Below are 21,263 nucleotides of genomic sequence, written 5' to 3'. Positions count from 1 at the left end.
AGGTACGATTAATTACAATAGATATTTTTGAAGAACAAATTAATATTCTTCTATTGCATCGACCGAAGTCAATACATCTACTCCCTAGAAAGGAGGTGATCCAGCCGCAGGTTCTCCTACGGCTACCTTGTTACGACTTCACCCCAATCATCAATCCCACCTTCGGCCGCTGGCTCCTTACGGTTACCTCACGGACTTCGGGTGTTACCAACTCTCATGGTGTGACGGGCGGTGTGTACAAGGCCCGGGAACGTATTCACCGCGACATGCTGATTCGCGATTACTAGCAACTCCGGCTTCATGTAGGCGAGTTGCAGCCTACAATCCGAACTGGGATGAGTTTTTGAGTTTGGCTCCACCTTGCGGTCTTGCATCTCTTTGTACTCACCATTGTAGCACGTGTGTAGCCCTAGACATAAGGGGCATGATGATTTGACGTCATCCCCACCTTCCTCCCGGTTAACCCGGGCAGTCTCACTAGAGTGCTCAACTTAATGGTAGCAACTAATGATAAGGGTTGCGCTCGTTGCGGGACTTAACCCAACATCTCACGACACGAGCTGACGACAACCATGCACCACCTGTCACCCTGTCCCGAAGGACTTCGCCCATCTCTGGGTTATGCAGGGGATGTCAAGTCTAGGTAAGGTTCTTCGCGTTGCTTCGAATTAAACCACATGCTCCGCTGCTTGTGCGGGCCCCCGTCAATTCCTTTGAGTTTTAATCTTGCGATCGTACTCCCCAGGCGGAATACTTAATGTGTTAACGGCGGCACCGAGGTTCGACCCCCGACACCTAGTATTCATCGTTTACGGCGTGGACTACCAGGGTATCTAATCCTGTTTGCTCCCCACGCTTTCATGCCTCAGCGTCAGTTACAGTCCAGTAAGTCGCCTTCGCCACTGGTGTTCTTCCTAATCTCTACGCATTTCACCGCTACACTAGGAATTCCACTTACCTCTCCTGCACTCTAGACACCCAGTTTCAAATGCAGCACCCAAGTTAAGCTCGGGTATTTCACATCTGACTTAAATGTCCGCCTACGCATCCTTTACGCCCAGTAAATCCGGACAACGCTTGCCACCTACGTATTACCGCGGCTGCTGGCACGTAGTTAGCCGTGGCTTCCTCCTCTGGTACCGTCATTATCGTCCCAGAAGACAGAACTTTACAACCCGAAGGCCTTCATCATTCACGCGGCGTTGCTGCGTCAGGGTTTCCCCCATTGCGCAATATTCCCCACTGCTGCCTCCCGTAGGAGTCTGGACCGTGTCTCAGTTCCAATGTGGCCGATCACCCTCTCAGGTCGGCTACGCATCGTCGCCTTGGTGAGCCGTTACCTCACCAACTAGCTAATGCGCCGCGGGTCCATCTCAAAGTGGAATTTTCCGAAGAAAAATCCTTTGATGTTTCGATCATGCGACCAAAACATATTATGCGGTATTAATCTCCCTTTCGGGAGGCTATTCCCCTCTTTGAGGCAGGTTACCCACGTGTTACTCACCCGTCCGCCGCTAATCCACCCCGAAAGGTTTCATCGCTCGACTTGCATGTGTTAGGCACGCCGCCAGCGTTCGTCCTGAGCCAGGATCAAACTCTCAATTTAAAAGTTTACACTTTTTTAGTTGAAATGATTAATCTGCGACAACTGTTAAGTTGTTACGCAAGCTCATTACATACTTTTAGTCTTACGACTAAATTTTACTTTATACTAAAGTAATTAACTGGTTTAACGAAATATTATTTCGCTATCTTTACCTATTTCTCTGTTTAATTTTCAAAGACCAATTCGCTTTGTCATCATGTGACGACTTCTACTATATTACTAGGTATTTCTTGTTTTGTCAACATTTTTTTAATTTATTTTCATTTGAAAACATACTAAATAGTTATCAACAGTTAGCTTATCGTGCCACTCGTTTGTGACGACAAGGAGTATTCTATCATATAAATAAGGTCATAATTTCACAATATAGGTACTCTAGCTAGATTATATTCATTTTTCTACATGTAAGTCTAAATAATTCAATATTTCGCATCCAGATACACATGGCTAAGTATTATCAATACATTTCAAAATCAACTCTATTAGTATCAATATATAATATCTTACCGTTTTATATATTGATAACACATTTTTTATTTCTTTTAACAAGATGCATTTATAATAGACACATATAATGTAGAAAGTTAACATATACGCTTTTACTATATATGTAGTTTATTTTTACACAAATGTTAATATAAACACTTCTAAGTCTTAGACTATGGCTTGAAACCGTATCCTTGTTATTAATTGCTTTTGGTAATTTTTTTATTATCTATAAGTCTATTGATTTCTTCTCCAATATGGTATAGCGTAGAGAAGTAGGTAAGAGTTTGATTTAAAATATTTTTTGTTCATTTTATTAGCATCTTTTTATATAAAGTTTATCGCAAAACTATTATAAAATGGATGCTTTTATTTTATAGATATTTTTCTCTATAATACTCAGTAAAATCGGGATTTATTACCCTAGTTAAGGGCTAGTAACCCGGATTCTAATCAAACAAAATTTAGGGAGTGTACAATATGTTTTTAATACCAAGTCCAAAACAATTAGAACTAAATAAAGGTACATTGCAACTTAGACGTGATACGGAGATAGTCTTAGATTACCAATGTGATTTTGATGACTTAAATGCCGCGATTGTATTACAAGATGAAATTCAGCAACAATTAGGCTTCAAATTAGTAATAAATAAGGCCTTTGATTGCCATAATGATAAAACCGTAATTAGATTTAAAAAAGTATCAGGTCCAAAAGAGGCTTACACCTTAATTATTGGTGGAACCTGCATCGAAATATGTGCTGCTACTTCCATAGGCATATTTTATGGAGTACAGACATTTAGACAAATTATTAGGCAAAATGGAACTTTACTTCCAAATCTCAAAATTGAAGACGAGCCATATTTTACTAACCGTGGGTTCTATCATGATGTTACAAGAGGCAAGGTACCAACACTTGAAATGCTTATGGAACTAGTTGACAGGGCAGCTTTTTATAAAATTAATCAGTTGCAATTGTATATAGAACATACTTTTGCATTTAAAGGCATGAGTGAAATATGGATGGACAAAGATCCACTAACAGCGGAGGAAATATTAATACTTGACCAATATTGCAAAAAAAGGCATGTTGAATTAATCCCATCCTTGTCTACCTTCGGGCATATGTATGAGGTGCTTAGGTCAAAGTCCTTCAATGAATTGTGTGAGCTAGAAAACAGTGAGGGAGGCGAGTACTCTTTTGGTCATAGAATGGTTTCACACACACTGGATGCAACTAATGAAGGTAGCATAAAACTAGTTGAAGAAATGCTAATGCAATATATACCGCTATTTAGCTCAGACACATTCAATATATGCTGTGATGAAACCTTTGATTTAGGAAAGGGTAAAAGTAAAGCCAAAGCCGATGAAGTTGGGGTTGGAATGTTGTATGTTGAATTTTTGAACAAAGTAATAGATATAGTCAAGAAAAAAGGCAAGAAGGTTATGTTCTGGGGGGATGTGATTTTACATCATCCTGAACTTTTAAATAATATAAGTAAGGATGCCATATGTCTTAATTGGGACTATAACGAAAATGCCAAAGAGGATGGCACAAAAGCAATAACTGAGTCAGGTATGGAGCAGTACGTGTGCCCAGGTGTATGGGGATGGAATCAACTAGTGAACAAAGTCGATAAGGGTTTTGAGAATATTAAAAGAATGGTAGCCTATGGTGTTAAATATGGTGCAACAGGCGTTCTCAATACTGACTGGGGAGATTTTGGTCATATAAATTTTTTAAGTAGCTCAATTCCAGGCATGGCATACGGAGCGTCCTTATCATGGAACCCAGATGGCGAGAAAGAGTTTGAAAATGTATTTAAAGCGTTGTCCTTAATAGAGTATGGTGATGACTCACTTGAACTCGTGTCTCTACTTAATAAATTATCCAAGGAGCAGATCGTAGGCTGGTATGAACTAGTCGAATGGAAAGAAAATCATAGTAAAAATTCAGATATTAAAGAAAGTTTCAGCGAGCTTGATTGGAAAAAGATTTTAGCTGGTTATGACATAGCTTGTGAAATAGAAAATAAGTTTACTACATTGTCTAAAAAAGTGTGCATAAACACCTTTGATCTGCAAGAATTTATTGTTTCAGCAAGGGCAATACAACTTGTGAATAGCTTTTTCCTAAATCTTTTGAAGAATGAGTATTCTAAAAATGATGTAGATACAGTATTTAGTCCAATGGATCTCGCAGAAAATCTCGAAGTATGGTTCTGTGATTATGCAAAAATCTGGAGGGCACGAAATAAGGAAAGTGAACTATATAGAATTAGAGAAATCATAGTTTATACTTGTAGATACTTAAGGGGAATATGCTTGGTAGCTTGCTAATAAGGTAGCTTGCTAATAAGGTAGCTTGCTAATAAGTTATGTTATCTATAAAAAAATTAAGGTATTTCTTTGGTTTATCTTAACATAAAAATAATCCTCCCAAATTGGGAGGATTATTTTTATGTTTCAGACTGTTTACAAACAACTGACTCTAATATAATAGCTACATTATTTTTTAACACCAATCTATATCGCTATCATTATAATAAACCCTTAACCAGTCGCCATTTATTAAATTAACTTTAATTTCTATATCTTTCCCAGGCTCATTGTATTCTTGAAAACCCATAATACAATCTTTTGATTCTTTACTTTTTAGTTCTAAATAATCTTGAAATAATATTTCATGTTTATACATTTTTACTACCTTCCTTTAACCACTTGGTATTTAATTTTGCCACCTGATAATCTTTAATATTTATTTTTGTAATTATATCCAGTTTTGTTTACATTAATCATTATACACCATACGACAATTTGCAACAAAAATAAACTAGCTTAGCCTCAGATAGTCATAAATATTTCTATAAAACGAAAAAAGTCTAACAATTACACTATGCCAATTTTCTCCTTGCTAAAAAATAGAGACTGCCAACATAGTTGTCAATCTCTGCACACTATACATTTTTTTGATATTTAGCTACATACTCGTAAGATAAGAAATACTCTTTCATATCTTTACCAACAATACCACAAATATTATTTAATAGCTGATCATCTTCCGGTGTTAATTCAGTACGATAATGAAATATATATGGATTACTATACCCACACTCATCGAATATTTTGCATATATCTGTTAAAGTAAAAAACTTATTATTATTTCTATTTAAAATAGAATTTCCGCTGTACATAAAGCTTCCTCTTAATAACTCTTTTATAACTGAATGATGCATTAAGTTAGGAATAGTCGCAATTATATATCCCCCAGGCTTCAAAAATTTTTTTATTTCATTTAGTAATGTCCAAGGGTCTTTACTTAGTTGAAGTCTATTGCCAAGAATTATATAATCAAAAAAATTTGTCTTGTCTTTTTTAAAGTTCATGCTATAATTTTCTTCAAAATCATCAGTTATTAACTCTAGAATTTTTCCACCTAGCCTCGCTACATGCTCATTTGTCTCTATACCATATATATCAGCGTTAGGGTACATATATTTCAACTTAAGTAGTGTAGCACCTAGCCCACAGTCAAACTCAAGAATATTTAGACCATTTTCTTTTGGCTCATCTATACGCTGTATTATGTCAAATTTTAATGTGCTGCCTACGTTAGAGTTAAACCCCCACTTATCCTCAATTTTTTTACGATTTGTCGTTAGTACATTATTAAATTCAGTATAATCTTTATTAAAAGATGAACTGCCAAAATGGTGTATGAAGCTGTCATTACAAAGCATCATCTTATATCCCGATTCTATAATTCTCATGCATAAATCATCATCTTCAAAATTTCCAGGTGAAAATTGCTCATCCATAACGCCAATCTTGTTAAGAACATCTCTCCTTATAAGCATGCAAAATGCCACAAGCCTTACTTTCCCCTCCCATTTCTCGGGGTTTGAAACATTATTAGCCTCAGCGAATGGAATCATATCTTTAACATCACTATAAGGCACACTTACAGACTGATAATTAGAACAATTATTAGTTATAGATGAAGTTGCTCCAACTTTATCATCACTGTAAAGACATATTTTAAGATTATCAAGCCACCTTGGAGTAACTACCGTATCATTATTCAAAAACAAAATATCATTTTCTTTGCCTGATGCAGCTATTCCAATATTACAGCCCTTTGGAAAACCTACATTTTCATCATTTAAAATAGATTTTATATCCTTCTGGTCTTTAAGCCATTCTCTTGTCCCATCAGTAGAATTATTATCTACAACAATTATTTCGTAGGTATTCTCTTTAGTGTATTTCCTTATGCTATCAACGCATTTGTGATTGTAAATAAGATTGTTGTAAGTTAAAATTATTATTGAAGTTTTCCTATTCTCAATCATTACTTTATCCCTTCCTCGATCACTTAGTCACAGCAAATTATGCTTCAATTACATATTACGCTTATTATTAAAAAGTGTACCTATCCTATTTATAAATGCATTCTAATGGCCTTAAAAATGATTTTCATAACCTTAGTTACATTTTATAATTTATTTTTAAATATGCTCCCTATTCCAACCCACAGCATATTATATACTGTAAATTTGTTTTAGGAGGCTTATATCTTATATGGTAACTATTAGTTTATGTATGATTGTAAAAAATGAGGAAGATGTTTTAGGTAGGTGTCTTGACTGTATTAAGGATATTGTTGACGAAATAATAATAGTTGACACTGGCTCCACAGATAACACAAAAAAAATTGCACAAGAATATACAGATGATTTTTTTAATTTCCAGTGGATTGATGATTTCTCTGCTGCTAGAAATTTTTCTTTTTCTAAAGCAAAAATGGATTATATTCTTTGGCTAGACGCTGATGATATCATTCTCGAAGAAGATATAAAAAAATTTAAACAACTTAAGCAAAGCTTAACTCTAGATGTAGATAATGTTATGATGATGTATAACGTAGGCTTTGATGAAAATGGAACAGTTACCTTATCATATTTTAGAGAACGCTTGTCAAAAAGAATAAATAATTGTAAATGGACAGAACCTGTTCATGAATGCCTAGTAATGGGAGGAAATATTATAAACGCCGATGTTTGCATAACACATAGAAAAGAACATGCCGCAGTACAAGGTAGAAATATATCTATTTATAAAAAATTGCTGTCAGATGGGCAATCTTTAACACCAAGAGGACTCTTCTATTATTCCAGGGAATTACATCAAAATGGATTTTTTGAAGAAGCAATAAAATATTTCAATGAATTTTTAGACACAGAAAAGGGCTGGGTAGAGGATAATATAAGTGCCTGCTTTGATCTTTCTAACTGTTATAACATTATAGGTGATAAAAAAGCCATGCTAAAAATACTACTTAGAAGCTTTGAATATGATACTCCAAGAGCTGAAATATGCTGTACTATAGGAACCTACTATTTTGAGATTTCCGATTATAACAAGGCTATTTTTTGGTATAAGCTCGCATCAGAACTTAATAAGCCAGTTAATAGTTGGGGCTTTATATCTCATGATTATTGGGGATATATACCCAATTTACAACTATGTGTTTGTTATGACAGGTTAGGAAGTAGAGCAGAGTCAATTAAATATAATAATAAAGCGGCTGAATATAAGCCTGATTCTCCAGCGGTACTTTCAAATAGAGATTATTTTGAAAGTACTGCTATATAAATTATTACCTTTAAAATATATCCCAAAATTGAGGTAACATTATATGATATGCTCCCCTTATGGTAGACAGTTAAAATAATAAAACTGTTTACTATAAGGAGGGCTATTTTTTTATGGGAAGAAAATCAACTATATCAGACCAACAAAAAATTAAGGCTGTAACATCATATTTAAATGGAAAAGCTAGTATGTTAAGTTTATGCAACAAACTTCAAGTACATAAGAGTTCTTTTCAAAAATGGGTAATACGATATAAATCAGAAGGTGAAGCTGGGTTAAAACATTCTAGCAAAAATACTTCTTATACTGCCAAAATCAAGATTAACATTGTAAAAGAATATCTTGATGGGCATGGCTCACTGAATGATTTATGCATTAAGTATCATATTTCGTCAAATACAGTTTTATGCAATTGGATAAAGAAGTATAATGGTCATGAAAACATAAAATCTTCTGGAACAGGAGGAAAAATAATCATGACCAAAGGACGCAAAACTTCTTATATTGAACGCATTGAAATCATAAAGTACTGTATTGAAAACAATAACAGTTATAATAAAACTGTTGAAAAATATAAGGTATCTTATCCTCAGATTTATACCTGGATGAAGAAGTATAATCAGTTTGGTATTGAAGGGCTTTTGGACCGACGTGGAAAGCCAAAGGCTGAAGAGTTAATGACAGAAGATGAAAAGCTAAAAGCTCAATACAAGCTTTTAGAAGCACAAAATAGAAGATTACGGATGGAGAATGCTCTTCTAAAAAAAATCCAAGAGATAGAAAGAAGGCGATATTAAGCGAAGCTAGATACGAAGATACTTATCTTGCAATCCAAGAATTATCTAACAAAGATAAATTTCCTATAACTGAGTTGTGCATTATAGGCGGCGTTAGCCATTCTGCATATTATAAATGGCTACACAGAGAAAAAAGTAACCGAGTATTGAAAAACGAAGAATTATTAAAGCTTATTTGTGAGTTATATGAGGAAAAAGACGGTATCTTAGGCTATCGCCAGATGACGATTAAAATCCGTAGAGAATATAATAAAAAAGTTAATTATAAACGAATTTATCGTCTGATGCAGATATTAGGATTAAAATCCGTATGCAGAAAAAAAAGATATAATTATATTAAGTCAACTCCTGAAGTTACTGCAGAAAATATTTTGGATAGAAATTTTAAAGCAGAACAAGTCAATAAAAAATGGCTTACAGATGTAACCGAGTTTAAATATGGGAGAAGTGGACAAAAGGCTTATCTAAGTGCAATATTTGATTTAGGTGATAGAAGTATTGTTTCATATGTCATTGGTCATTCTAATAATAACCAATTGGTTTATCAAACCTTTAATCTTGCTGTTAAAGTATACCCTGATGCTAAACCAATATTTCATAGTGACCGAGGTTTCCAGTATACTTCAAAAATATTTAAAGAAAAACTAAAAAAAGCTGGAATGATACAGAGCATGTCGAGGGTTGGGCATTGTATTGATAATGGTCCAATGGAAGGATTTTGGGGAATCTTAAAAACAGAAATGTATTATCTTCATAAATTTGAAGACTATGAAAGCTTAAAGAAATCGATTAAACGTTTAAAGTGCATGACACCAATGGAATATCAGCGATATCTATTAGGTAATGCAGCATAAATAAAGCGCCTACCAAATGATAGACGCCTTACATAAAATCTTTAATTATTTCCACTGTCTACTTGACAGGGGGCAGTTCAATATGGGTTCCCTTTATCAAAATTATTTTATAGTTCTGGCAACAATTCTATAATTCAAGAAGATAATAAAATAAGTAACATCAGTTATGTCCCTATCGGCACTGGCACATTTATAAAGGGTAATAGTTGGCTTAATATTTGTTCAAATGAGAATAATATTATGCCTAAAAGTGTTATAGGAGATGGGTTACGTTAAAAATTTAGCACAAAAAAAATCTTAACTATTCAGAAAAGATTCTTTTTATATTCATAATCCTATTTAATTATTCTAAAATGAAATTCGGCAATTTTTTACTTGTTATTTTATTTCGGATGCCTCAACCTTATATTTTGGAATCTTTTATAACTGTCTTCAGCACCTTTGAAGATTCCAAAAGTTTATCTGTTTCATCCTCATTGAGTTTGACTTGTAGTATTTTTTTTACCCCTTCTCTACCTAAAATTGTTGGAACTCCCATATAAATGTCCTGGATTCCATATTCACCCTTTAGCAGAGATGATACTGTAAGAATAGAGTTCTCATTGCTTAATATTGCTTCAACTATTCTTTTTATGGCTAGGGCAACAGCATAATATGTTGCACCCTTTTTTTTAATAATAGTATAGGCTGCTTCTTTTACTTCCTTATATATATCAAACTTCATCTCTCCACCACATTTTTTAGGACACATATCACAGTACTCATCAACATTCATACCCGCAATACTAGTTAAACTCCAAGTAGCAATTTCTGAATCCCCATGTTAACCCATTATATAGGTATGTATATTTCTAGCGTCAATTTCAAAATGCTGACTAAGCAGGTATTTAAATCTCGAAGTATCAAGAACCGTCCCCGACCCAATTACTCTGTTGCTTGGAAATCCTGAAAGCTTATAGGTTATATAAGTCAATACATCCACGGGGTTTGACACTACCAATAATATAGAATTGGGACTGAATTTTACAACTTCCGGAACTATACTTTGAAATATTTTTAAATTTTTCGAAATACAGGTAAGCCTTGTTTCTCCTGGCTTTTGACCAATTCCAGCTGTAATAATTACTATATCTGAATCCTTTGTGTCTGAATACTCTCCAGACGTTATTTCAATAGGCCTTACGAAGGAAGCTCCATGTGATAAATCCATTGCCTCGCCCTCAGCTTTTTCCTTATTTATATCTACAATTACAATTTCAGATGCTAATCCTCCAGTCATTAAAGCAAATGCCGTAGTAGAACCTACAAAACCTGCTCCAATTATAGATATTTTATTTCCTCTTGTCCTCATACAAAAACTTCCTTTCTTTGTTACCATTATATACTATATAATAATTAATAGCTAATAATATTGTTTCTGAAATGGACACCGATTAAGTAAGTAATAATGCTTTAATAAATATCGCCGTTTGATGCCCTCCCTTTAAATTAAAATTTATAAATAAAAAGACCTTCAACACAATGAAATTCTATCCTGCTTAAAATCTTCTTTAGCATAAATGATTATACTAAAAAAGACCTTACATGCAACGATAAAACCATTGTGTTAAAAGTCTAACTTGAATGAACTCAGCCACCATAAAGCCAGACCAAAAGGTCGGTATGTTGACTTTATCACCAATATAGGCAGCTACTCCCTTTTAACATTTAGTTTATATTTTTTTACTATGCTATTAATGTATCATAAAATTCACACACGAAATACAAATTTTTTATTTTAAGTAAAATTATTACACAGCAAAGCATTTATTTAAAAATATTACTATTATTAAATAAAGCATTAAAAATACTATTGATCATACCCTATACTTTTCATAATAATTAAAGCCGTATCTTCTATAGCTCTTTTAGTAACATCAATTGTTAAACACCTTGTTTTTTTCATTATTTTTTCAGCATAATCTAACTCATCTAATATTCTTGAATCATTAGCATATTGAAAGTTAGCATTAAGCCCATTGAATTTACCAATTCTATTTTTTCTTATTTCAATAAGCTCAAAAGGATTTATTTTAAGCCCTATGATCTTCCTTCCAGGAATGTTATATAGTTCTTCTGGAACAGGAACTTCAGGTACTAACGGTATATTTATAGCTTTAATTCCTTTATTAGCTAAATACATACACAATGGGGTTTTTGAAGTTCTTGAAACACCAATAAGCACTACGTCCGCATGTTTTATCCCATCATAATCCCTGCTATCATCATATTGCATAGCAAACTCCATAGCTTCTATTCTTTTATAATAATCCTTATCCATTTTCCATATTGCTCCTGGAATGTATTCTGGCTGTTTATTTAATAACTTAGAAGCTAGTCCTATCCCTGGTCCTAAAACATTCGATACAAATATTCCTTTTTCTACACATCTTTGTACTAAAAATTCTTTTACATCTACCATAATAATGGTCGAAATAATCATTACTTTTGAATCCCTATCTATTTTGCTAATAAAATAATTAACATCCTCAGCTGTTTTAATATGTGGTGTTTTTTTCACTATTACACTATCTGGAAACTGACTCGCTACTGATTTAGCCACAAGTTCCGCTGTTTCTCCTATTGAATCCGATACCGCATATATTGTTAACATTTTTTCATCTCATCTACTCTCTTTTTATAAATTTTTTTCAGCACTCTAGCTTATCGTCTCTTAATATAAAAAATAAATTAAAATTATATTTTTAAAACAAATTAAAGAATGTTGAATTTAAATTAGATTGATTAAGCTATCATTATGTTATCCATATTAATCGATATAATTTAAATTAAATTATCTTTTTTTAATAAATTAAATAATGTTGAATTTAAATTAAATTGGTTCATTAAAATATTAACTTCAGATAATGCTTTCTCTTTTTTATCCTTAGATATATTAGCTTTTGAAGCTCTAATTAATATGTTTTTAGGAGAGTGTGATATATCTATAAATTCTAGAAGCTGACTTTTATATCCGACGCTTTCTAAAAGATTTGCTCTTACTGAATCTGTCATAAGTGCCGAAACCCTTTCTTGTACTATTCCATACTTTGTTAGTATCGATAATGACTCTGTTTTAATTTGGCTATTGAATTCATGTTGGCAGCAAGGAACAGAGAAAATCATATTACTATTCCACTTTATCGCATTATATAAAGCATAATCAGTAGCTGTATCGCACGCATGTAATGTAATTACCATATCAACTTTATTATCATATTTAAATCCATTTATATCCCCTAGCTCAAAATGTAAGTTTTCATAATTGTATCTTTTAGATATGTCATTACATTCTTTAATTACATCCTCCTTAAGATCAAGTCCTATCATTTTCACATTGATTTTTTTGATTTCAACAAAGTAATAATATAATACAAATGTTAAGTAAGATTTTCCACATCCAAAATCTAATATAGTAAGTTCTTTAAAATCATTCTTCTTAATTTCATCATCAATAATTTCAACAAACTTATTTATTTGCTTATACTTATCATATTTTGAATTAACAACCCTGCCTTCTTTTGTAAAAATGCCTAAATCTATAAGAGGCTCTATTATCATACCCTCTTTAAGAATATAATTTTTTTCTTTGTTATGTCCTTTATTAGCAATTTTTACATTATCACTTTTTTTCTTCCCTAAATGAATTTTACCTTTTTTAGATATTTTCAAATCAAATGTAATTGTATTTGACCAAGCATCTACTTGTTTATAACTCGCTGATACATATTCTAGTATTTTTTCTCCTAAAACATCTATAGTAATATTCTCATGGAAAGCTTGCTTATCGGTGTTTTTTTCTATTTGATAATATTGCTTTACATCATCTTCTTTCAATACGAATGTTATTTTATTATACTGTACATCTTTATTCATTTTATTACTAATAACTAATTTTAAAATATCTTGCTTTAATATTTCATTAATCGCGCTTCTTAACTCTTCCATGTCAACACACCTTATAATTTATTTTAAAACTACTTTTCTATCTAATAATATCATTATATACCAAGTTAATTAATTCTAACACTTTTAAAAATAATTCCAATAAAATTTATGATATGAAAAATCTTGCTTCCCTAATATTTATAAAGAATTTTTTTTATAATATATAAAAACAGACCATATACTAAAATATACACCGTATATGGCCTGTTCAATAACCGATTTAAAATATGCTATTAGAATTCCCTACTAATCCTTATTCCAACACTCAGTATTGGTAAGTCCATCAATAGAATCCGCATGAAATACTGGATCTTTGCCTTGTTTAATCTGAATTGCATAATCCTTAATTACCTTTGGAAGCACCTTACTTAATTTGAAAATAACAACAAGATTTATGAGTGCCATTGCTCCCATAAATAAATCTGCCATATTCCATACAATACTTATTGAAGACATTGATCCCCAAAATACCATACCAAGTACACCTACTCTAAAAGTAGTAAGCCATATTTTATTTCCATTCATAAACTCAATATTTGATTCACCATAATAATAGTTTCCAATTATAGAACTCCACGCAAACATGAAAATGCATACAGCTATAAATATGTTCCCCCATTCACCTACCTGCGATGTTAATGCTGCTTGTGTCAGTTCTATTCCTGTAAGTCCTTCGTTTAAATGTTCGCCAGAAACCAAAACGATAAATGCTGTTGCACTACATATTACTATAGTATCTAGGAAAACCCCAAATACTTGCACAATACCCTGTTTAACAGGATGACTTACATCTGCTGTAGCTGCTGCATTTGGAGCACTTCCCATACCTGCTTCATTTGAGAATAGTCCTCTTTTAATACCCATCATAATCGCTGCACCAATTCCACCGCCTGTAAATTGCTTTAAACCAAAAGCACCTTGAAAAATCATTTTAAATACAGCTGGAACTTGAGCTATATTTTTGAAAATTACAAAGAATGCAACAAATACATAGGCTACAGCCATAACTGGCACTAGAATCTCTGCAACTTTTGCTATCCTCTTAACGCCACCAAATATAACTAAAGCAGTAAGTCCTACCAGGATCATGCCCCCCCAGAATCTTGTAATACCAAAAGCTCCTTCAAAAGCTAATGTTACAGTATTTGCCTGAACCGAATTAAATACAAGTCCAAAGGATATAGTTATAAGTACTGAGAATACTATACCAAGTTTTCGTTTGCCAAGCGCTTTTTCCATATAGTATGCAGGGCCACCCTTGTATCCGTTTTCACCCTTTACTTTATAAATCTGTGCTAATGTATTTTCAACAAAGCTTGAGCCTGCACCTAAAAGAGCTATAACCCACATCCAGAAAACTGCTCCTGGACCTCCAACTGTTACGGCTATTGCAACCCCCGCAAGATTTCCAGTACCAACATGAGAAGCAACACTTATACAGAATGCCTGAAACGATGATACCGCCACACCTTCCTCGCCATCTGAGGTTTTTCTACCATTCCTAAGAAGTTTAAATGTATGAGAGAAAAATCTAAACTGTGGAAACTTAAGATGAATAGTAAAATATGCTCCAATACTTATAAGTAAAATTATGAGCACGTAAGACCAAAGTATGTTATTAACTGATGTTACAATAGAATTTAATAAATTTAACATTTTGTCACACTCCTTCTAATAATTTAAATACTGAAATATAATAATTTTTTTCTACACCATACCTTATTATGTATTTTATTACAAAATTCAGAAGATACTTAGATTGAGTTCTTTAGAAAGTTCTTCTAGAACTCTCGTTCCAGCAATACTATTTCCGTAATTATCAAGTGCTGGCCCTACAACTGCTATTCCCATACGGTTTGGAACAACAGCCATAATACATCCCCCTACTCCGCTTTTAGCAGGAACACCAACCTCAATACAAAATTCTCCGGATCTGTCGTATAATCCACAGGTCATCATAATAGCCTTAACTATTTTATTGATGTACTCTGGAATTAACCGTTCATTTGACCATGGTGCTACTCCATTGTTTGCAATTACTGATGCCATTCTTGCTATATCCTCAACAACTACCTCAACTGAGCAGCATTTAAAGTATGCGTCTAATACGTCTTCTACATCCTTTTCAATTATGCCTGCTCCCTTTAGATAGTAAGCAATAGCTCTGTTTGTATTCCCAGTTAATTTTTCAGAGTTATAAACTGAATAATTCACCTCAATGTCATTATTATTTGCTAATTTTTTCATCATATTGTGAATTTTACTGAATTTTTCTATCCCATTATCTCCTTCCACAAGGGATGTACAAACTATTGCACCTGCATTTATAAACGGATTTGATGGTTTATGTGTCTCCTTCATTTCTAACTTAACCAATGAATTAAATGGGTCCGCTGAAGGTTCCTTACCTACTTTAGAAAAAACTACATCCTTTCCATTATCAATAAGAGCACATATAAGGATTACCACCTTTGATACACTTTGAATAGTGAACTTTGTTAGGTAGTCACCTTCTACAATAATATTACCGCATATGTCAAATATACATGCTCCAAGAGCATCTCTATCCCCCTTTGCAAGTTCAGGAATATACGTTGCTACTTGTCCATCTTTCGTAATTTTTTTACTGTTTTCAATTGCTGTTCTTAATATTGATTGCATTTACAACCCCCTCTTTAAGTTGTTTTTCTCATCTTCATATTTAATATTTTTTTATTTATATTACTTACAATGACTTCTTTTATTATACTCTATTATTCTCAATATTTGGATAAAAAACTTTAAACATATTTCTACATATTTATAATAATCATGAAGATTTGTTTCGGAGGTGCTTTTTATTTGTAAATGTTTACATAAATGCCCACAATAAAATACCTTATAGACTTAGATGGAGTTATTAATGCTATCATTAACTTATGATCATTGGTGGTCATGTGGATGGAAGAATAACAGTACTTACTGAAAAAAGTTGAAAAACGGCAAGTTCAATAGTAAAATATACAAGTAATACTCCAGATTTTTTAAGAAATTGAATTATAAATGTACTATTAAATTATATAGTAAACAATCTGTAAAAAAGATAAAAGAAGGTGCTAAAATGAATAATAAGCTTACTAAAAAAGATCTTGAAGATCTTCAAAAAGAATTTGATTATCGTAAAGGTCCTTTAACCATGGAAATTGCACATGAAAAAATGATAGCTGCTGCTCACGGTGATAGAAGTGAAAATGCTGAATATAAAGCTGCCAAAACAAATATGTACGAAAACTACAGAAGAATGGGATATTTAATAAAAATGATTAGAACCGCTGAAGTTATAGATGATGTTATTTATAATACTAAAGGGGCAAATATAAGTGATAAATTAATGATAAAATTTGAAGGTAGCGATGATATCGAAGAAATAGAACTTGTAACAACATTACAAGTGGATATATTAAATGGCAAGTTTAGTATTGAGTCACCAATAGGAATGGTATTATTCGGAAAAACAGTAGGAACTATAGTAGAAGTAGCATCTCCTGATGGAAATTATAAAATAGAGCTATTAAGCATAACTAAAGAATAACTTAACACATTGTAGCATACAATAAAAATAAGAATACCAAATGGAATTCTTATTTTCGAGTATATATCCTTTTATAACTTACTTTTTATTTGCTCCAAATAGCAGTTCTAGCTGGAATATTATCATATATAAATTTAGCATCTTTTAAAGCTAACCTTACACATCCGTGAGATACAGGAACTCCAAGGGTGTTATCTATAACATAATTACCCTTTCTATCGTATAGTACGCTGTGGAATAAATAGTTACCTCTTATTTGAGTATAATATTTACACCTAGCGCCTCCATCTGAAATAAAGTAGCTTCCTTTAATTCCAACGGTAAAATTACCTTTAACTGTTGGTGTTCTTGATTTTCCTGAAGAACAAACCATTGATCTAACAAGATTCCATTTTCTGTTAGACCCTTTGAATATATTTACCCTTTGGTGAGATAAATCAATCCATATAAAATAAGCAGTTGAACTATAAATGTTCTTACTGTTTATAGTTTTTTCTAACGAATTGTTTGAAACTGAAACTTTAGGTGTATATTTTTGTATTACTGGTGGTTTATACATAGACTGTGAAGTTGGTTTCATATTAAGTTTCTTTAGTGTTAAATTACCTACTATGCCATCTTTGATTAGCTTATTTCTCATTTGAAAGTCTATAACCGCATAATAGGTTAATCGTCCGAAGTCTCCATCTGCATAAAGTTTATAACCAAATTTATTAAGCTTTTGCTGTATTTCCTTAACTTTACTGCCCTTATTTCCTTGCTTAAATATTATTTGAGCAATTGGCTGTTGTTTTTTTTGAGCTAAAAGTTTAATACTGTTATTTTGTACATTTTCTTTTTGTATAGTATTTTGAGATACTCTAACGTTAGTTTGATATATTTTTGCGTCACTAGGAGGCAATTTCACCGCAGCCTCCGATTTATTCGCTAAAGTACATCCACTTATCATAACCACAACTATAAAGACAATACCTGATAGATATCTTTTATTCATACTGAATACCCCTTTTTTTTAGAAGTATGGATCTTGTCCCTATAGTATATTCTCCTAAAATTAAAGTGTCACTAAAATCCAAAAATGTAATTGTATTTAACCAAATAAAAACCACTAAGTTAAACTTAGCGGTTTTTTCTTACCTGGCGACAACCTACTCTTCCACAAGGTCACCCCTGCAGTACCATCGGCGCATTGAAGCTTAACCTTCGTGTTCGGTATGGGAACGGGTGTTACCTTCATGCCATAATCACCAGATTGAGAATATAAATATTCTCTGAAAATTGCACAGTGAATTAGTCTTTTCGCTCACGCTCAAAGCCTCGCTTCTTTCTTACGAAAGAAGTATATCGCGTTACTTTTAATTATTTATTTAGGTCAAGCCCTCGACTTATTAGTATTAGTCAGCTGAACATGTTACCATGCTTACACCTCTAACCTATCAACCTGGTGGTCTTCCAGGAGTCTTACTAACTTGTGTTAAAAACACGCATTATGGGAAATCTCATCTCAGGGTGGGCTTCACGCTTAGATGCTTTCAGCGTTTATCCCTTCCAAACATAGCTACCCAGCGATGCCACTGGCGTGACAACTGGTGCACCAGAGGTTTGTCCATCCCGGTCCTCTCGTACTAAGGACAGCTCCCTTCAAATTTCCTACGCCCGCGACGGATAGGGACCGAACTGTCTCACGACGTTCTGAACCCAGCTCGCGTGCCGCTTTAATGGGCGAACAGCCCAACCCTTGGGACCTACTTCAGCCCCAGGATGCGACGAGCCGACATCGAGGTGCCAAACCTCCCCGTCGATGTGGACTCTTGGGGGAGATCAGCCTGTTATCCCCGAGGTAGCTTTTATCCGTTGAGCGATGGCCCTCCCACGAGGTACCACCGGATCACTAAGCCCGACTTTCGTCCCTGCTCCACTTGTAAGTGTCGCAGTCAGGCTCCCTTCTGCCTTTGCACTCTTCGCGCGATTTCCAACCGCGCTGAGGGAACCTTTGGGCGCCTCCGTTACTTTTTTGGAGGCGACCGCCCCAGTCAAACTGCCCACCTAACAATGTCCTGTGACCAGATTCATGGCCTCCAGTTAGAACCTCAGTACTGTCAGGGTGGTATCCCAAGGATGACTCCACACAGGCTGACGCCCATGTTTCTCAGTCTCCCACCTATCCTGTACAGACAATACCGAAATTCAATGCTAAGCTACAGTAAAGCTCTACGGGGTCTTTCCGTCCAATCGCGGGTAGCAAGCATCTTCACTTGCACTACAATTTCGCCGGATGTGTTGTTGAGACAGTGCCCAAATCATTACGCCATTCGTGCGGGTCGGAACTTACCCGACAAGGAATTTCGCTACCTTAGGACCGTTATAGTTACGGCCGCCGTTTACTGGGGCTTAAGTTCATACCTTCGCTTGCGCTAAGTAATCCCCTTAACCTTCCAGCACCGGGCAGGCGTCAGCCCCTATACATCAGCTTTCGCTTTAGCAGAGACCTGTGTTTTTGCTAAACAGTTGCTTGGGCCTATTCTCTGCGACCTACTTACGTAGGCACCCCTTCTCCCGAAGTTACGGGGTCAATTTGCCGAGTTCCTTAACAACAATTCTTCCGATGGTCTTAGGATTCTCTCCTCACCTACCTGTGTCGGTTTGCGGTACGGGCACCAATATCCTCGATAGAGACTTTTCTTGGCAGCGTGGAATCAGATACTTCAGGAATAAATTCCCTTCCCCATCACATCTCAGCGTTAAGAGCAAACGGATTTGCCTGTCTGCTCCGCCTAAATGCTTAGACACACATCCAATAGTGTGCACATCTTATCCTCCTGCGTCATCCCATTTCTAATAACGTCCATTGGTGGTATCGGAATATCAACCGATTGTCCATCACCTACGCCTTTCGGCCTCGGCTTAGGTCCCGACTAACCCTGAGAGGACGAGCCTTCCTCAGGAAACCTTAGGTTTTCGACCGTTAAGATTCTCACTTAACTCTCGCTACTCATGCCAACATTCTCACTTCTGTACCGTCCACCACTCCTTACGGTATGACTTCAGCCAGTACAGAAAGCTCCTCTACCGCGTACACAATTGTGTACACCCATAGCTTCGGTGGTAAGTTTTAGCCCCGGACATCTTCGGCGCAGGATCTCTTGACTAGTGAGCTATTACGCACTCTTTAAATGAGTGGCTGCTTCTGAGCCAACATCCTAGTTGTCTTAGAAATCCCACATCCTTTTCCACTTAACTTACACTTTGGGACCTTAGCTGATGGTCTGGGCTGTTTCCCTTTTGACTACGGATCTTATCATTCGCAGTCTGACTGCCGAAATAAAAGTATATGGCATTCGGAGTTTGATAGGGTTCAGTAACTGTTGTCAGCCCCTAGCCCATTCAGTGCTCTACCTCCATTACTCAATTAATCGACGCTAGCCCTAAAGCTATTTCGAGGAGAACCAGCTATCTCCGAGTTCGATTGGAATTTCTCCGCTATCCACAGCTCATCCCATGGTTTTTCAACACCAACGTGGTTCGGACCTCCACGGAATTTTACTTCCGCTTCATCCTGGCCATGGATAGGTCACCCGGTTTCGGGTCTACGACATGCAACTATGCGCCCTATTCAGACTTGGTTTCCCTTCGGCTCCGTACCTTAAGTACTTAACCTTGCTACATATCGTAACTCGTTGGCTCGTTCTACAAAAAGCACGCCGTCACACATATAAAGTGCTTCGACCGGTTGTAGGCACACGGTTTCAGGTTCTATTTCACTCCCCTTCCGGGGTTCTTTTCACCTTTCCCTCACGGTACTTCTTCACTATCGGTCACTAGGTAGTATTTAGCCTTGGGAGGTGGTCCTCCCAGCTTCCCACAAGGTTTCACGTGTCTCGTGGTACTCTGGATTAGATCTGACTGTTTTTCCTTTTCATTTACAGGCCTATTACCTTCTGCGGAGCAGCTTTCCAGCTATCTTCAATTAAGGAATTGCAGTATTTATGATCTATCCTCAACCCCCAGATCAAAGACCTGGGTTTGGGCTCTTTCCCTTTCGCTCGCCGCTACTTAGGAAATCGATGTTTCTTTCTCTTCCTCCGGGTACTTAGATGTTTCAGTTCCCCGGGTCTACCTCTGCATACCTATTTATTCAGTATGCAGTACATAGTTGTTACTATGTGGGTTCCCCCATTCGGAAATCTTTGGATCACAGGCTATTTGCGCCTACCCAAAGCTTATCGCAGCTTAACGCGTCCTTCTTCGGCTCCTAGTGCCAAGGCATTCGCCATGCGCCCTTTGTAGCTTGACCTTGATTCTGT

At 35.0% G+C, this 21,263-nt stretch carries 12 protein-coding genes, 3 rRNA genes and 1 pseudogene; 5 read left to right on the top strand and 11 right to left on the bottom strand.

Features of this window, described 5'->3' with window-relative positions; all coding sequences use genetic code 11:
* Positions 1–88 precede the first annotated feature (88 nt).
* Positions 89–1,606, bottom strand: a 16S ribosomal RNA gene (locus tag ACWJJ2_RS18880).
* A 966-nt stretch (positions 1,607–2,572) separates the two neighbouring features.
* Between ACWJJ2_RS18880 and ACWJJ2_RS18875 the strand changes: the two genes are divergently transcribed.
* Positions 2,573–4,435, top strand: coding sequence for a beta-N-acetylhexosaminidase (locus ACWJJ2_RS18875; protein ID WP_462953669.1), 1,863 nt, complete (start codon positions 2,573–2,575; stop codon positions 4,433–4,435).
* 175 nt (positions 4,436–4,610) lie between these two features.
* Here ACWJJ2_RS18875 and ACWJJ2_RS18870 read toward each other — a convergent pair whose 3' ends face one another.
* Both ACWJJ2_RS18870 and ACWJJ2_RS18865 read right to left on the bottom strand, forming a co-directional pair.
* Positions 4,611–4,793, bottom strand: a complete 183-nt coding sequence (locus tag ACWJJ2_RS18870) for a hypothetical protein (RefSeq protein ID WP_165414411.1) — start codon at positions 4,791–4,793, stop codon at positions 4,611–4,613.
* A 259-nt stretch (positions 4,794–5,052) separates the two neighbouring features.
* On the bottom strand, positions 5,053–6,447 hold the full coding sequence (locus ACWJJ2_RS18865; RefSeq protein WP_462952837.1) for a glycosyltransferase: 1,395 nt from the start codon (positions 6,445–6,447) through the stop codon (positions 5,053–5,055).
* Positions 6,448–6,676: 229 nt separating this feature from the next.
* Between ACWJJ2_RS18865 and ACWJJ2_RS18860 the strand changes: the two genes are divergently transcribed.
* The 3 genes from ACWJJ2_RS18860 (at position 6,677) to ACWJJ2_RS18850 (ending at position 9,401) form a co-directional block, all read left to right on the top strand.
* Entirely contained in the window at positions 6,677–7,750 is a 1,074-nt protein-coding gene (locus tag ACWJJ2_RS18860) for a tetratricopeptide repeat-containing glycosyltransferase family 2 protein (RefSeq protein WP_216304472.1), read from the top strand.
* A 113-nt stretch (positions 7,751–7,863) separates the two neighbouring features.
* The gene (locus ACWJJ2_RS18855; protein WP_258280590.1) at positions 7,864–8,547 is read left to right on the top strand and encodes a helix-turn-helix domain-containing protein; all 684 of its coding nucleotides are present in this window, start codon (positions 7,864–7,866) and stop codon (positions 8,545–8,547) included.
* Between the two features lie 74 nt (positions 8,548–8,621).
* Positions 8,622–9,401, top strand: coding sequence for an IS3 family transposase (locus tag ACWJJ2_RS18850; protein WP_462953668.1), 780 nt, complete (start codon positions 8,622–8,624; stop codon positions 9,399–9,401).
* Positions 9,402–9,804: 403 nt separating this feature from the next.
* Here ACWJJ2_RS18850 and ACWJJ2_RS18845 read toward each other — a convergent pair.
* The 5 genes and pseudogenes from ACWJJ2_RS18845 to glsA form a co-directional block, all read right to left on the bottom strand.
* Positions 9,805–10,752: pseudogene (locus tag ACWJJ2_RS18845) on the bottom strand (L-lactate dehydrogenase).
* Between the two features lie 498 nt (positions 10,753–11,250).
* Positions 11,251–12,054 (bottom strand): pyruvate, water dikinase regulatory protein, encoded by an 804-nt coding sequence (locus tag ACWJJ2_RS18840; RefSeq protein WP_165414415.1) that lies wholly within the window; start codon positions 12,052–12,054, stop codon positions 11,251–11,253.
* A 170-nt stretch (positions 12,055–12,224) separates the two neighbouring features.
* Positions 12,225–13,388, bottom strand: a complete 1,164-nt coding sequence (locus ACWJJ2_RS18835) for a class I SAM-dependent methyltransferase (protein ID WP_462953667.1) — start codon at positions 13,386–13,388, stop codon at positions 12,225–12,227.
* A gap of 246 nt (positions 13,389–13,634) precedes the next feature.
* On the bottom strand, positions 13,635–15,044 hold the full coding sequence (locus tag ACWJJ2_RS18830; protein ID WP_462952834.1) for an alanine/glycine:cation symporter family protein: 1,410 nt from the start codon (positions 15,042–15,044) through the stop codon (positions 13,635–13,637).
* 87 nt (positions 15,045–15,131) lie between these two features.
* Entirely contained in the window at positions 15,132–16,049 is a 918-nt protein-coding gene (gene glsA, locus ACWJJ2_RS18825) for a glutaminase A (RefSeq protein ID WP_216304465.1), read from the bottom strand.
* A 370-nt stretch (positions 16,050–16,419) separates the two neighbouring features.
* On the opposite strand from glsA, the gene ACWJJ2_RS18820 reads away from it, so the two are divergent.
* Positions 16,420–16,959, top strand: a complete 540-nt coding sequence (locus ACWJJ2_RS18820; RefSeq protein WP_462953666.1) for a GreA/GreB family elongation factor — start codon at positions 16,420–16,422, stop codon at positions 16,957–16,959.
* 85 nt (positions 16,960–17,044) lie between these two features.
* Here the strand turns inward: ACWJJ2_RS18820 and ACWJJ2_RS18815 are convergent, their stop codons facing one another.
* The 3 genes from ACWJJ2_RS18815 to ACWJJ2_RS18805 form a co-directional block, all read right to left on the bottom strand.
* Entirely contained in the window at positions 17,045–17,953 is a 909-nt protein-coding gene (locus ACWJJ2_RS18815) for a L,D-transpeptidase family protein (protein WP_216304463.1), read from the bottom strand.
* 141 nt (positions 17,954–18,094) lie between these two features.
* Positions 18,095–18,211, bottom strand: a 5S ribosomal RNA gene (gene rrf / locus ACWJJ2_RS18810).
* A gap of 116 nt (positions 18,212–18,327) precedes the next feature.
* Positions 18,328–21,253, bottom strand: a 23S ribosomal RNA gene (locus ACWJJ2_RS18805).
* Positions 21,254–21,263 lie beyond the last annotated feature (10 nt).

Source organism: Clostridium sp. CM039, assembly GCF_055081075.1.
Note: the sequence above shows the minus strand (reverse complement) of the source record. Positions and strands in the feature narration are given on the sequence as shown.

What these genes read in the sequence shown, in the direction of transcription:
- ACWJJ2_RS18875 (WP_462953669.1), top strand. Translation starts at nt 2,573, where the DNA reads ATGTTTTTAATACCAAGTCCAAAACAATTAGAACTAAATAAAGGTACA.
- ACWJJ2_RS18870 (WP_165414411.1), bottom strand. Translation starts at nt 4,793, where the DNA reads ATGTATAAACATGAAATATTATTTCAAGATTATTTAGAACTAAAAAGT.
- ACWJJ2_RS18865 (WP_462952837.1), bottom strand. Translation starts at nt 6,447, where the DNA reads ATGATTGAGAATAGGAAAACTTCAATAATAATTTTAACTTACAACAAT.
- ACWJJ2_RS18860 (WP_216304472.1), top strand. Translation starts at nt 6,677, where the DNA reads ATGGTAACTATTAGTTTATGTATGATTGTAAAAAATGAGGAAGATGTT.
- ACWJJ2_RS18855 (WP_258280590.1), top strand. Translation starts at nt 7,864, where the DNA reads ATGGGAAGAAAATCAACTATATCAGACCAACAAAAAATTAAGGCTGTA.
- ACWJJ2_RS18840 (WP_165414415.1), bottom strand. Translation starts at nt 12,054, where the DNA reads ATGTTAACAATATATGCGGTATCGGATTCAATAGGAGAAACAGCGGAA.
- ACWJJ2_RS18835 (WP_462953667.1), bottom strand. Translation starts at nt 13,388, where the DNA reads ATGGAAGAGTTAAGAAGCGCGATTAATGAAATATTAAAGCAAGATATT.
- ACWJJ2_RS18830 (WP_462952834.1), bottom strand. Translation starts at nt 15,044, where the DNA reads ATGTTAAATTTATTAAATTCTATTGTAACATCAGTTAATAACATACTT.
- glsA (WP_216304465.1), bottom strand. Translation starts at nt 16,049, where the DNA reads ATGCAATCAATATTAAGAACAGCAATTGAAAACAGTAAAAAAATTACG.
- ACWJJ2_RS18815 (WP_216304463.1), bottom strand. Translation starts at nt 17,953, where the DNA reads ATGAATAAAAGATATCTATCAGGTATTGTCTTTATAGTTGTGGTTATG.